Below are 13409 nucleotides of genomic sequence, written 5' to 3'. Positions count from 1 at the left end.
GCAGGGGCAGCCGCTCCCGGGGGCGGGGGCGGCCGTCTTTCGCGTTCCGCCCCGCTGGCTACGCGGCGAGGCGCGCGGCCAGGTTCTTGGCCTTGACGACGGCGTCGTCGAGGGCCTTGGCGCGGGAAGCCTCCGAGAGGGGGATCAGCTCGCTCATGGCGGGGTTGTGCGGGGCCATCGTGAGCTCCGGGACGATGAAGTCGACCTCCAGGCCGAGCGTTTCGGACAGGACCGCCGTCAGGTAGTTCTGCACGTACTCCAGGGGTTCGCGGGGCGTGCCCGGAGCGTAGGAGCCGCCGCGGCTGGCCACGACCATGGCCGGGGTGCCCTTGGTCTTCGAGTCCTCGGTCATGGCGGTGCGGCCGATGAGGACGACGTTGTCCAGCCACGCCTTGAGGGTGGACGGGATCGAGAAGTTGTACATGGGGGCGCCGATCAGGATCGCGTCCGCCTGCTCCAGCTCCACGATGAGCTTCTCCCGCTCGGCGAAGGCCGCGGCCTGCTCGGGGGTGTGCGTGGCCGGGTCGGCGAAACCGGCGGTGTGCGCGGCGGCGCCGATGTGCGGAACGGGATCGGCGTGCAGGTCGCGGTAGATGACCGTGCCGTCCGGGTGCTGGTCCTGCCAGGCCTTGCGGAAGGTCTCCGTCACCGCGCGCGACGACGAGGCGCCGGCGGGAAACACGGACGAGTCCAGGTGCAGCAGCGTAGCCATGGAGTACTCCAGAAGAAGTGGCTTCGATTTCGTACTCCACTATGAATAACACAGTCACTTACTTTTTTTCACCACCGAACTCCGGCCCAGTACTCTTGTTCTCATGGCGGAGCAGCAGGGCATCCATGGCGCCGGGCCGTGCCAGCAGGTCGACGAAGGCATCACCCGGGTGTTCGCCCTGCTCGGGAAGCGCTGGACGGGTCTGATCGTGGCCGTCCTGATGCCGCATCCCGCACATTTCGTCGATCTGCGCAGAGCGATTCCCGGCATCAGCGAGCGCATGCTCTCCGACCGGCTCACCGAACTCGGCGCGGCCGGGCTGGTGGTGCGCGAGGTCGACGACGGGCCGCCGTTGCGTGTGACGTACCGGCTGACCGAGGCCGGGGCGGCGCTGGATCCGGCGCTGCGGGAGCTCAGGAACTGGTCCGAGAGCCATCTGTCGCGTAGTTGGCCCTGTGCGGGGGCGGGGCGGGCCTAGGGCGACCGGCCGGGTCGCGTGGGGTGGCGCCCGGGGTTTCCGCTGGTGCGGCGGGTGGGGCGGGGAGTTTTCCACAGGCTCTGACGCGTTTCGGCCACCGGCTGTAACGTCAGCACGAGTCGATGGTCGCGTGTGGACGTGTACGGGGGAGGCGGTCGTGATGACCGAGGTCGGGACGGCGGCAGGGGCGGGGCGGGGGGCCGAAGCGGGGGCGGCGGAGTCCCGGGAGGCAGGGGCGGGCGCGGCGGTGTCGCCGTCGGCCGCCGTGCGGGTGCCGGGGGTGGCGGGCTTCGCCCGGTGGCCCTCGGTGGGTTCGCCCAAGGACGAGGGCAAGGCGCTGCGCACACGGGTGCCCCGCAGCGCGCACGCGGATCTGACGCTCACCACCGACCGGCCGGACGCGGTGTCCGCGGTGGAGGAGTCCAACCGCGGCCGGATCGCCGGCCTCACCCCGATAAGGGTCGGCAGGATGGCGGCCACCCCCTTCGCGTTCCTGCGCGGTTCGGCGGGCCTCATGGCCCACGACCTCGCCCGTACGCCCATGACCGGCATCGGTGCCCAGCTCTGCGGCGACGCCCACGCGGCCAACTTCGGTCTGTACGGCGACGCCCGCGGCGGTCTGGTCATGGACCTCAACGACTTCGACGAGACCGTGCACGGCCCCTGGGAGTGGGACCTCAAGCGCCTTGCCGCCTCCCTGGTGCTCGCCGGCCGTGAGGCGGGCGCCGACGAGGACATCTGCCGCAAGGCGGCGTACGACGCGACGGGTGCCTACCGGCGCACGATGCGGCTGCTCGCCAAGCTCCCGGCGCTCGACGCGTGGAACGCCATCGCGGACGAGGAACTGGTCTCGCACGCCGACGCCCACGACCTGCTGGGCACGCTGGAGCGGGTCTCGGAGAAGGCACGCGCCAACACCAGCGGGCGCTTCGCGGCCAAGGCGACCCGAGCGGTCGAGGGCGGCGGCCGCCACTTCGTGGACGCGCCGCCGGTGCTGCGCCGCGTGCAGGACGAGGAGGCGGTCGTCGTGGCCACCTCCTTGGAGCAGTACCTGACCACGCTGTCGGAGGACCGCCATCCGCTGCTCGCCCGGTACGCCGTGCACGATGTGGCGTTCCGGGTGGTCGGCACCGGCAGTGTGGGTACCCGCTCGTACGTCGTCCTGCTCCTGGACCACCGGGGGGAGCCGCTCGTCCTCCAGGTGAAGGAGGCCCGGCCCTCGGCTCTGGAGCCGCACCTCGCCACGGCCGGTTTCGAGGTGCCGGAGGTGGACCACGAGGGCCGCCGGGTGGTCCTCGGGCAGAAGCGCATGCAGGTCGTCAGCGACATGCTGCTGGGCTGGACCACGGTCGACGGACTCCCCTTCCAGGTACGCCAGTTCCGCAACCGCAAGGGCAGCGTCGACCCCGCCGCCCTGGCCGCCGACCAATTCGACGACTACGGCCGCATGACCGGCGCCCTTCTCGCCCGCGCCCACGCCCACAGCGCCGATCCCCGCCTCATCTCCGGCTACTGCGGCAAGAACGACGAACTGGACGAGGCCATGGCCACGTTCGCCGTGACCTACGCGGACCGCACGGAGGCGGACCACGCGGACCTGGTGACAGCCGTGCGGGCGGGACGGATAGCGGCGGAGATGGGGGTCTGACGGGAGGGCCGGTGAGGGGCGTCCGGACGCACCGGGCGAAGCAGGGCGAGTGGCTGGACGGGCTGGGGTCGTGCCTCCGTTCCCGGCCTCCGGTGGCTTTCGCCAGGGGGCGGAACCGTGGCCTAGGCTGGGCCGGGTGACGACCCCGGAAGCCGAGCAGACACCGTCCGAGCGCCCCACCGAGCCCGGGCGGCCCGATGAGGTCACCGAGCCCGTCGAAGGCGCGGCACCGACCGAGGGCGCCGAGGGCACGGCGTCCGTCGGCAGCGAGGCCTCCGCCGAGGACGTGACTTCCGCCGAGGGCTCGGCGTCCGCCGGAAGCGGGGGTTCGGGGCGGCCCGAGGAGCGACTGGAGCGGGCCGTACGGGCGGCCGAGCAGGCGCTGATCGAGTACGAGATCGCCGTCGAGACCTTCCGGGTCGAGGTGGAGAACTTCTCCCGGCTGCACCACCAGAAGCTCGGCCCGGTGTACGCGCGGCTCGACGAACTGGACGCCCGGATCGCGGAGGCGAAGGCCGCGCGGACCGGTGACCCCGAGGACGTGCGCAAGGCCCAGGAGGCACGGGCCCGGGTCATGCCCATGCCCGGGGTGGAGGAGCTGTTCCACGGCTGGATGGACTCGGAGGGCCTGCTTCCCGAGGCCGCGGCCATGCTCACCGATCAGCCCGTACGGTCCCCGGAGCGGGTGCGCCCGAGCGACGAGGCCCGCAGGCTCTACCGGGAGCTGGTCCGCAAGGCACACCCGGACCTGGCCCAGGACGACAAGGAGCGGGCGCGGCGGGACGAGTTCATCGCCCGTGTGAACGCGGCGTACGGCCGCGGTGACGAGGTGCTGCTGCGGGAGCTGTCAGAGGAGTGGGCGGCCGGGCCCGTGCCGGAGGAGCGCAGGCCGAGCCGGGCCGAGGAGCTCTACGCCCGGCTCGAATGGCTCGCCCAGCGCAAGGAGATGCTCACCCTCGTCGCCAGGGAGCTGGAGGAGGGGGCCATCGGTTCGATGCTCCGTCTCGCGCCGGAGGACCCCGACCGGCTCCTCGACGAGATCGCCGACCAGTTGCTGGCGGAGGTCGAACAGCGGGAGACCGAGCTGGCGGGGCTGCTCGCCCGGGACGAGTAGCCCGGGGCCGGGTCGGGTAGCGTCGTACGCATGCATCTCGGAGCTGGTGTGCCCACGGTCGAGGTCGGAGACCTCAAGGACGACGACTTCCTGCTGGACGTCCGGGAGGACGACGAGTGGCAGGCGGGTCATGCCGAAGGGGCACTGCACGTCCCCATCAGTGAGTTCGTCTCGCGCTACGGCGAGGTGACCGAGGCCGCTCCGCAGGACGGCAGGGTCCATGTGATCTGCCGCTCGGGCGGTCGGTCGGCGCAGGTCACCATGTATCTCGTCCAGCAGGGCATCGACGCCGTGAACGTGGACGGCGGGATGCAGCTCTGGGCGGCCGCCGGGCGCCCGGTGGTGGACGACAAGGGCGGGGCCGGGTTCGTTCTGTAGAGCCCTTTCCTCGGAGGCGGGCGCCGGGAAAGGCGTAGGCGCCGTGAGGAGAGTGGGGCGCGCGGACAGGACGTGCGCGCCCCGGGGTGTGATGTGCGCGGCACTCAGCCCAGTGGGTGTGCCGCCAGGAGGTCGCCCAGCGCCTCCTCGTGGGCCGCCGCGGGGCCGAGCGAGAGCTCCAGGTGCTTGGCCCAGGCGTGATAGCGGTGCAGGGGGTACTCGACGTCCGCGCCGAAGCCCCCGTGCAGATGCTGTGCGGTCTGCACGACCCGTCGTACACCCTCCGAGGCCCAGATCTTGGCCACGCAGACGTCCCCGGCGGCGGGCAGCGCACCTCCCGCTCCCGAGGTGATCCGCCAGGCGGCCTGCCACAGTGTCGCCTCCATCGCGCGCAGGTCGATGAAGCGGTCGGCGGCCTGCACGGCGACGGCCTGGAACGAGGCGATCGGGAAGCCGAACTGCTCGCGTTTGCCGGCGTACTCGCTGGTCATGCCGAGGACGGCCTCGCCCAGGCCGAGGGCCAGCGCGCACGTCCCGGTGGCCAGCAGCTCCCGCAGCCGTTCCCACGCCCCCTGCGCGTCGATGACGTCCCGGGCGGCGATCCGTACCGACTCCAGACGCAGTTCCGCCAGCCGTTCACCGTGGGTGGAGATCTGCTCGGCGAGCGTCACCCCCGCGTGGGCGCGGGGAACGAGGGCGAGCACGGCCCGGCCGTCGGCGGCTGCCCGGCCGTCCTCGGTCTCGTCGGCGGTCCCGTCGGCGGAGAGGCCGGCGGCGGACTCCGGCGAGAGGGTCGCGGGGACGACGACGAACTCTGCCTGCTGAGCCCAGGGCACCGCCGTCTGCACACCGTCCAGGACCCAGGCGCCGTCGGGGTCCCGCCGTGCGGTCACGGCGAGTTCGGCGGGGTCGTGACCGGTCAGTCCGTGCGCGGCGACGGTGAGGACGACCTCGCCCCGGCCGACGCGGGCGAGCAGCTCCGCCTTCAGCTCCTCGCTCCCGTGCGCCTGTACGGCCACGGCGGCGGCACTGCTCTCCAGCAACGGCACCCTGGCCAGCACCTTCGCCGACTCGCGCAGCACCAGGCACAGCGCGATGGGATCCAGGCCCGACCCGCCGTACGCGGGGTCCAGCAACAGGCTGAGGAGGTCCGCGTCGGCCAGCTTCGCCCACAGGGCCCGGTCGAAGTCGTCGGCCACGGCTCCCGGTACGAGCGACGGGCTCGGGACGCCGTCCGGCGCGACCCCGGCGAACACCGCCCTCGCCGCCTCGGCCGCCGCCTGCTGTTCCTCGGTGAAGGTGAAGTCCACGGTTCCGCCCTTCCGTGTCGCCGATGACAGGGCGTCAAGATAGAACAGGTTCTAGAAGAGGGGAATGGTGTGGGGCCGGGACGGTCGCGCCAGGCACGGCGCACAGGACGGGTGCGACGGGCGGCTGCGGGAGCTGGGGGTCCGAGGGCCTGAGCGAGGGGCCGAGTGACTGGGCGGCTTTCCGGCGGGAGGCGGACCCCACCGCGCCGTAAGGTGTCCCCCGCTGTGGATAACCTCAGGAATGCCCTGCGAGCGGTGTGACGATGTGACTGTTGTGACCATCGGGGTGTGCCGGACGGGTGTGGCTGAGTAAGTTCCGGTGGGGAAGTGGACCGGGTCGTAGGAATCGGGGAGCTGGGCGGAATGGACGCGAACGACGAGGTCTCGAACGCCCGGCGGGGGCCGGACGAGCCCGAGGGCTCCGACTCCGCGAGCGAAGCGGACGCGCGGGTTCCGCGGGATTCCCGGCCGATACCGGACCCGGCGAACCCCGTCCCGGGGACCGCCGACCCCGTCCTGCCTGTGACAGGGGAGCCTGTCCCGTCCGTGACCGCGGAGCCTGTTCCGCCTGTGACCGCAGACCCCGCTCCGGCCTCCTCGGTGCAGTCGTCCCCGGACGCGGCGCCGGACACGGCGACCGGTCTGGCGAGCGGCCTGACCGGCGGCCTGACCGGCGGCCTGACGACCGGCCCGACCGCGGTCCCCGTGTCCGGCTCGGCGGCGGGTTCCGTATCGGCACTCTCGCCGGACGCGTCGTCGGACCCGTCACAGGAGTCCTCTCCGTGGCCGCGGGCGGACCGGGCGGGCGGACCGGCGCGGCCGGCGGCCGGTATCGCCGCGCTGACCCTGCCGTACCAGATCGCCGTGGCGCTGGTGCTCGCGGTCGTGGGGGTGGTGACCTGTGTCCATCTCGGGCTGGTGTTCCTCCATATCGCACCCTCGAACACGCTGACGAAGCAGCACGGTCGGGCGGTGGACGAATGGGTGTATCCGGAGTTCGAGCAGAACTGGAAACTGTTCGCGCCGAACCCGCTGCAGCAGAACATCGCCGTGCAGGCGCGCGCTCAGGTCCGTACCGCCGACGGCGAGACACGTGAGACCGGTTGGTACGACCTGTCCGCGCTGGACGGCGCCGCGATCGACGGGAACCCGGTGCCGAGTCACACCCAGCAGAACGAACTGCGCCGGGCCTGGGACTTCTATGTCTCCACGCACGACGCGGAGAACCGCGCCACCACCTCGCGCGGTGACCTCTCCCAGCGCTATGTGCGCCGGATCGTGGTGATGCGCCTCGACCGCGAGGGGGCCGGCGAGTCCGGCGGTGTGATCGAGCGGATCCAGCTCCGGTCCCGTACCACCAACGTGCCACCGCCCGAGTGGAGCGAGGAAAAGGTGTCCGACAAGCCAGTCGTCCGAGAGCTGCCCTGGTGGCAGGTGACCGACGACGACCGGGCGGACGCCGCCGCCAACGCGGGAGGCGCCGGCCGGGCCACCACCGGCCGGACGGAGGCGAGTGCCGAATGAGCGGCTCCGTGCGTCCGACCGGCCCGGTCCGCCAGGGGAGCCCTCTGATGCGGCTGACCGCCCCGATAGGCAACGGGATCACCCGTGTCACGGATCGCGCCCTGGGCCCCTACCAGAGCGCGATCATCCGTATCGGCTTCTCCGCGACCTGGCTGCTGTTCCTGCTGCGCGAGTTCCCGCACCGACGCGAGCTCTACGGCCCGAACGGGCCTTGGAGCTGGGAGCTGGCCCAGCAGCTCACCGCGAGCAACGACGCGCTCACGGTGCTGATGTGGTCCGACAGCATGGTGTGGTTCGAGATCGTCTACGCCGTCGCCGTCCTGTCCACCGTGCTTCTGTTGCTCGGGTGGCGCACCCGTGCCATGAGCGTGCTGTTCATGATCGGCGTGCTCTCGCTGCAGAACCGCAGCGTCTTCATGGGCGACGGCGGCGACAACGTCCTCCACCTCATGGCGATCTATCTCGTCTTCGTCCGCTGTGCCCAGGTCTGGTCGCTGGACGCGCGGCGCGCGCGACGCGGAAGCGCGCGCACGGAGCTGGACGGCAGGGTGCCGGAGGACCGGGTCGGCGTCGCGCTGTGGTGCGCGCTCGGGTTCGCGCTGCTGCTGGCGACCTTCGGCGGTCTGGTCCCCGGAGGTCTGCTGGGCGGCTGGCTGACGTTCTTCTGGGGGCTGTGGACGGTGCACGCCCTGTGGTGGGCCGCCGGGCGCATCGAGTCGGACAGCAAGCCGCGCGCGCTGCTCGACATCGTGGGCAACCTCGCGCACAACGCCGCGCTCGTCGTGATCATGGCCGAGGCGTGTCTGATCTACGCGGCGGCCGGCTGGTACAAGATCCAGGGCGGGCGCTGGCAGGACGGTACGGCGGCCTACTACCCGTTCCACCTGGACTACTTCTCGCCCTGGGCCTCGCTCTCCGACCTCCTGTCGTCGAGCGGCACGATGGTGATGCTGGCGACGTACGGGACGGTGATCGTGCAGGTCGCCTTCCCGTTCACGCTCTTCAACCGGCGCGTCAAGAACGTGCTGCTGGCGGTCATGATGACCGAGCACGCCGTGATCGCCGTCGTGCTCGGCCTGCCGTTCTTCTCGCTCGCGATGATCGCCGCCGATGCCGTCTTCCTGCCCACGCCCTTCCTGAAGCGCCTGGGCGGACTGGTGGCAGGCGTACGCGACCGCGTCGTACGCCGCCTCCTGCCGGGTCGCGCCCTCAAGATCCCGGGCCCGCGCCGGCCACGCGTCCCCGACGAAGGGGAGGCGGCCGAGCAGGCCCGCGTAGGCTTCACCGCATGAACGATCCGGTGAGCGGACCCGCGGGCGACCCGGCGGCCGGACCGGCGGCCGGATCCCCCGCCGGTCCTGTGACGGGACCCGCGGCCGGCCAGGTTGCTACGACCGGCCGCCCGGCGGGCGACCCCCTGCGCGCCTGGCGCCGTCTCGCCGACACCGCCGTCCTGCTCGACGGTTTCCACGCGCTCAAGCACGCCGTCCGCTTCGGCGCCGAGGTGCCGGTGGCCGTCACCGCCGACCGTACGGCTGCCCTCGCGCTCGCCGACGACCTGGCTCCGGACGTACGGGACCGGCTCGCGGACCTCCTCCAGGAGGTCCCGCAGGAGACGTACCAGGCGCTCGTACCGCGCCCGCACCCCACCGCCGTCGCCGCGCTGGCGGTACGGCCCTCGCGGGCGGAGCACCTGGCGGTGCTGGCCCGCATCCCGCGCGCCGCCCCCGTCGTCGTCCTCGACAATCCGCGCAACCTGGGCAACGCGGGGGCCGTGATCCGACTGGCCGCCGGTTTCGGGGCGACCGGGGTGGTCACCACGGGCACCCTTGACCCCTGGCACCCCACGGTCGTGCGGGGCGGGGCCGGGCTGCACTTCGCCACCGCCGTCGAGCGACTGGAGGTTGCCGACCTGCCTCCCGGCCCGATCTTCGCGCTCGACCCCGAGGGCGACGACATCCGGGGCCTGAAGCTCCCGGACGACGCCGTCCTCGCGTTCGGCTCCGAACGCAGCGGTCTGTCGGCCGGACTGCGCGCCCGCGCCGACCACCTGCTGTCCCTCCCGATGCGCCCCCAGGTCTCCAGCTACAACCTGGCGACGAGCGTGGCGATGACGCTGTACCACTGGAGCGCGGGCTCCTTCTGAGGAGGCGAGGCAGCGCGCGCCGCAGCCGGAGGCCCTACCGGAGCGTCTCGCTGCGGACCTCGACCACCCGGAACCGGTTGGCGACGAAGGCTCCGTCGCACAGGGCCGCGTTCGCCGCCGGGTTGCCTCCGGACCCGTGGAAGTCCGAGAAGGCAGCCGTCTGGTTCACGTACACCCCGCCCGTGAGGTTCAGCGACAGCTGCGCGCACTCCTCCAGGCAGACCTCCTCGACGGCCTCGGCCACCTCGTCGGAGGTCGTGTACGCGCCGACGGTCATCGCGCCCTTGTCGCCGATGGTCCGGCGCAGCAGCGCCAGCCCTTCCGCGGCCGAGTCGACGGCGACGGCGAACGACACCGGCCCGAAGCACTCGCTCAGGTAGGCGGCCTCGTCCTCCGCGCGCTCCCAGTACTTCCGCGCGCCGTCGAGCTTCACGATCACCGGTGTCCGGACGACCGCGTCCGGGAACTCGGGGTTGGTGATCTCCCGTGAGGGCAGCGCGACCTCGCCGAGCGAGGCGGCGGCGTCGAGGCGGGCCTTGACGTCGGGGTTCACGAGGGCACCGAGCAGGGCGTTGGCGCGCGCGTCGTCGCCCAGCAGGCCGCCGACCGACCCGGCGAGATCGGCCACGACCTCGTCGTAGGACTTGGGGCCCTGGTCGGTGGTGATGCCGTCGCGGGGGATGAGCAGGTTCTGCGGGGTGGTGCACATCTGGCCGCTGTACAGGGACAGGGAGAAGGCCAGGTTGGAGAGCATGCCCTTGTAGTCGGCGGTGGAGTCGATCAGCACGGCGTTGACGCCGGCCTTCTCCGTGTAGACCTCCGCCTGCCGGGCGTTGGCCTCCAGCCAGTCGCCGAAGGACGTCGAGCCGGTGTAGTCGATGATGCGGATCTCGGGGCGGGTGGCCAGGTCCTTGGCGATGCCCTCGCCGGGGCGCTCGGCGGCCAGCGCGACCAGGTTGGGGTCGAAGCCGGTCTCGGTGAGCACCTCGCGGGCGACCTGGACGGTGAGGGCGAGCGGCAGAACCGCGCGCGGGTGGGGCTTCACCAGGACCGCGTTGCCGGTGGCGAGGGAGGCGAACAGGCCCGGGTAGCCGTTCCACGTGGGGAAGGTGTTGCAGCCGATGACGAGGGCCGTCCCACGCGGCACCGGCTTGAACCTCTTGGTGAGCGCGAGCGGGTCGCGCTTGCCCTGGGGCTTGCTCCACTCGGCCGCGTCGGGGGTGCGGACCTGCTCCGCGTACGCGTACGCCACCGCCTCCAGGCCCCGGTCCTGGGCGTGCGGGCCGCCCGCCTGGAAGGCCATCATGAAGGCCTGGCCGCTGGTGTGCATGACGGCGTGGGCGAACTCGTGGGTGCGGTCGCTGATCCGCTTGAGGATCTCCAGACACACCGCCGCGCGCGCCTCGGCGCCCGCGTCGCGCCACGCGCGCTGCCCGGCCTTCATGGCGGGCAGCAGCGTGTCGAGGTCGGCGTGCGGATAGGTGACGCCCAGCTCGATGCCGTACGGGGAGATCTCCCCGCCCACCCAGTCGTCGGTGCCGGGCTGGCCGAGGTCGAGCCGGGTGCCGAGGAGGGCGTCGAAGGCCGCCTTGCCCTCGGCCATGCCCAGGCTGCCGTTCTCGCCGTACGCCTTGGGGTGCTCGGGGTGGGGTGACCAGTACGCGCGGGTGCGGATCGCTTCCAGCGCCTGGTCGAGGACGGGCCGGTGCTTGACGATCAGGGCGTGCGCGGACGGTTCGGCGGCCATGCTGGACCAACTCCTCACGTCAAAGACTCTTCTCAAAGCTCTGACCTGGGCAGGAATGGATTCGAGGGGTGCTCGGGGGGTGGCGCGAGGCGCCGTGTTGCACCGAGGGGTGGGCGGCGGGTGGGCGGACAGAGTTAGAGTAACCGAACGATCGGTCGGGACAAGGGGGTCCGCCGTATCTGTGGACAACCCCGTGCGGGAGGATCGCGCACATGACAGGACTCGACCCCGGCAGCCCCGTGGCCGTCGTAGGCACCGGCACCATGGGCCAGGGCATCGCCCAGGTCGCACTGACCGCGGGCCACTTCGTATGGCTGTTCGATGCCGCGCCCGGCCGAGCGCGGGAGGCGGCCGACGCGATCGGCGCCCGGCTCGACCGGCTCGTCGCCAAGGACCGGATGACCGGCGCAGACCGGGACGCCGCGCGCGCCCGGCTGCGCGCCGCCGAGGATCTCGCCGACCTCGCGGACTGCGGTCTGGTCGTCGAGGCCGTCCTGGAGCGGCTGGACGTCAAGCAGGAGCTGTTCCGCGCGCTGGAGGACGTCGTCGGCGAGGACTGCCTGCTCGCCACCAACACCTCGTCCCTGTCCGTCACCGCCATCGGCGGCGCCCTGCGCAACCCGGGCCGTTTCGTGGGCCTGCACTTCTTCAACCCCGCGCCGCTGCTGCCCCTCGTGGAGGTCGTCTCCGGCTTCGCCACCGACGTCACCTCGGCCACGCGCGCGTACGAGACGGCCCGCGCCTGGGGCAAGACGCCGGTCGCCTGCGCCGACACCCCCGGGTTCATCGTCAATCGCATCGCACGGCCGTTCTATGCCGAGGCCTTCGCGGTGTACGAGTCGCAGGCCGCCGAGCCCGTCACCATCGACGCGATCCTGCGCGAGTGCGGCGGGTTCAGGATGGGCGCCTTCGAGCTGACCGACCTGATCGGGCAGGACGTCAACGAATCAGTCACCCAGTCCGTGTGGCGGGCCTTCTTCCAGGACGTGCGCTTCACGCCCTCGCTGGCCCAGCGCCGGCTCGTCGAGTCGGGCCGTCTCGGCCGCAAGACGGGGCACGGCTGGTACGACCACGGCGACGACGCCGAGCGTCCCGAGCCGCACACCGCCGACCCGGTCCCGGCGCCCGCGTACGTGGTCGTCGAGGGCGACCTCGGCCCCGCCGCCGACCTGCTCACCCTGATCCGCGAGGCGGGTGTCTCGGTCCGCGAGGACGAGGAGGACCACGGCACCCGGCTCGTCCTGCCGAGCGGTGGCCAGCTGGCCCTCGCCGACGGTCAGACCTCCGTAGAGTTCCGGGACGTCGTCTACTTCGACCTCGCGCTCGACTACCGCAGGGCCACCCGGATCGCCCTGTCCGCCTCCCAGGACACCTCGCCGCAGACCCTCGCGGAGGCCACGGGCCTCTTCCAGGCGCTCGGCAAGGACGTCAGCGTCATCGGGGACGCCCCCGGCATGATCGTCGCGCGCACGGTCGCGCGGATCATCGACCTCGCGCACGACGCCGTCGCCAAGGGCGTGGCCACCCAGGAGGACATCGACACGGCGATGCGGCTGGGCGTCAACTACCCGCTGGGGCCCTTCGAATGGAGCCGCAGACTGGGCCGGAACTGGGCGTACGCCCTCCTGGACGACCTGCACCTGCGCGACCCCTCCGGGCGCTACGCGCCCTCGCTGGCGCTCTACCGCCACGCCTACGCCTCGGACAAGCGGGAGGGCACGTCCTCATGACGACCGCCAAGCGCGACACATACACCCCGGAGACGCTGCTGTCCGTCGCGGTCCGGGTCTTCAACGAACGTGGTTACGACGGCACCTCCATGGAGCATCTCTCCAAGGCGGCCGGAATCTCCAAGTCGTCGATATACCACCACGTCACGGGCAAGGAGGAGTTGCTGCGCCGGGCCGTCAGCCGGGCGCTGGACGGCCTCTTCGGCATCCTCGACGAGGAGCCCGCGCGCGCCGGGCGCGCGGTGGAGCGCCTGGAGCACGTCGTGCGGCGCATGGTCGAGGTGCTCATGGCCGAACTGCCCTACGTGACCCTGCTGCTGCGGGTGCGCGGCAACACCGACACCGAGCGCTGGGCGCTGGAGCGGCGCCGCGACTTCGACCACCGGGTCGCCGACCTGCTGAAGGCCGCGGCCGCCGAGGGCGACGTACGGCGCGACGTGGAGGTGCGGCTCGCGACCCGGCTGGTGTTCGGGATGATCAACTCGATCGTGGAGTGGTACCGGCCGGACGGGCGGGGCATGGGCGAGCGGGAAGTGTCCGAAGCGGTGACGCACCTGGTCTTCTCGGGGTTGCGCGCCCAGGAGTGAGCGCCTGCGGGGAGGCCGGGCCGTCGGCGGGCTCA

The 13409-nt window shown here is 72.2% G+C and carries 12 protein-coding genes; 9 read left to right on the top strand and 3 right to left on the bottom strand.

Annotated features, from left to right (window positions below):
• Positions 1 to 58: 58 nt before the first annotated feature.
• Positions 59 to 712, bottom strand: a complete 654-nt coding sequence (locus ACFU5F_RS27880) for an FMN-dependent NADH-azoreductase (protein WP_383892762.1) — start codon at positions 710 to 712, stop codon at positions 59 to 61.
• A 103-nt stretch (positions 713 to 815) separates the two neighbouring features.
• Here ACFU5F_RS27880 and ACFU5F_RS27875 point away from each other — a divergent pair, with 103 nt between their 5' ends.
• The 4 genes from ACFU5F_RS27875 (at position 816) to ACFU5F_RS27860 (ending at position 4330) form a co-directional block, all read left to right on the top strand.
• The gene (locus ACFU5F_RS27875) at positions 816 to 1190 is read left to right on the top strand and encodes a winged helix-turn-helix transcriptional regulator (RefSeq protein WP_383892759.1); all 375 of its coding nucleotides are present in this window, start codon (positions 816 to 818) and stop codon (positions 1188 to 1190) included.
• A 160-nt stretch (positions 1191 to 1350) separates the two neighbouring features.
• Positions 1351 to 2838, top strand: coding sequence for a DUF2252 domain-containing protein (locus ACFU5F_RS27870; protein WP_383892756.1), 1488 nt, complete (start codon positions 1351 to 1353; stop codon positions 2836 to 2838).
• Positions 2839 to 2974: 136 nt separating this feature from the next.
• Positions 2975 to 3952: a hypothetical protein gene (locus tag ACFU5F_RS27865; RefSeq protein ID WP_383892753.1), complete on the top strand. Its 978-nt coding sequence runs from the start codon at positions 2975 to 2977 to the stop codon at positions 3950 to 3952.
• Between the two features lie 48 nt (positions 3953 to 4000).
• On the top strand, positions 4001 to 4330 hold the full coding sequence (locus ACFU5F_RS27860) for a rhodanese-like domain-containing protein (protein WP_383892856.1): 330 nt from the start codon (positions 4001 to 4003) through the stop codon (positions 4328 to 4330).
• Between the two features lie 104 nt (positions 4331 to 4434).
• On the opposite strand, the gene ACFU5F_RS27855 is transcribed toward ACFU5F_RS27860, so the two are convergent.
• A complete protein-coding gene (locus ACFU5F_RS27855) occupies positions 4435 to 5640 on the bottom strand; it encodes an acyl-CoA dehydrogenase family protein (RefSeq protein ID WP_383892750.1) in 1206 nt (401 codons plus the stop codon).
• A 363-nt stretch (positions 5641 to 6003) separates the two neighbouring features.
• On the opposite strand from ACFU5F_RS27855, the gene ACFU5F_RS27850 reads away from it, so the two are divergent.
• The 3 genes from ACFU5F_RS27850 to ACFU5F_RS27840 are packed head-to-tail and all read left to right on the top strand — an operon-like array spanning position 6004 to position 9310.
• Positions 6004 to 7164: a DUF5819 family protein gene (locus ACFU5F_RS27850; RefSeq protein WP_383892747.1), complete on the top strand. Its 1161-nt coding sequence runs from the start codon at positions 6004 to 6006 to the stop codon at positions 7162 to 7164.
• A 47-nt stretch (positions 7165 to 7211) separates the two neighbouring features.
• Complete coding sequence (locus ACFU5F_RS27845; protein ID WP_383892744.1) at positions 7212 to 8456, top strand: HTTM domain-containing protein; 1245 nt, start codon at positions 7212 to 7214, stop codon at positions 8454 to 8456.
• The gene (locus ACFU5F_RS27840) at positions 8453 to 9310 is read left to right on the top strand and encodes a TrmH family RNA methyltransferase (protein ID WP_383892741.1); all 858 of its coding nucleotides are present in this window, start codon (positions 8453 to 8455) and stop codon (positions 9308 to 9310) included. Before ACFU5F_RS27845 ends, ACFU5F_RS27840 begins: the two co-directional genes overlap by 4 nt.
• A 34-nt stretch (positions 9311 to 9344) precedes the next feature.
• Here ACFU5F_RS27840 and paaN read toward each other — a convergent pair whose 3' ends face one another.
• Positions 9345 to 11057, bottom strand: coding sequence for a phenylacetic acid degradation protein PaaN (paaN, locus tag ACFU5F_RS27835; RefSeq protein WP_383892738.1), 1713 nt, complete (start codon positions 11055 to 11057; stop codon positions 9345 to 9347).
• Positions 11058 to 11269: 212 nt separating this feature from the next.
• On the opposite strand from paaN, the gene ACFU5F_RS27830 reads away from it, so the two are divergent.
• Together ACFU5F_RS27830 and ACFU5F_RS27825 are read left to right on the top strand one after the other, a co-directional pair.
• Complete coding sequence (locus ACFU5F_RS27830) at positions 11270 to 12787, top strand: 3-hydroxyacyl-CoA dehydrogenase (protein ID WP_383892735.1); 1518 nt, start codon at positions 11270 to 11272, stop codon at positions 12785 to 12787.
• Positions 12784 to 13374, top strand: coding sequence for a TetR/AcrR family transcriptional regulator (locus ACFU5F_RS27825; protein ID WP_383892733.1), 591 nt, complete (start codon positions 12784 to 12786; stop codon positions 13372 to 13374). Before ACFU5F_RS27830 ends, ACFU5F_RS27825 begins: the two co-directional genes overlap by 4 nt.
• Positions 13375 to 13409: the final 35 nt, after the last annotated feature.

Origin of the sequence: Streptomyces sp. NPDC057438 (assembly GCF_042802995.1) — a bacterium.
Lineage (GTDB): Bacteria > Actinomycetota > Actinomycetes > Streptomycetales > Streptomycetaceae > Streptomyces.
This window is presented reverse-complemented; position numbering and strand designations above follow the sequence as displayed.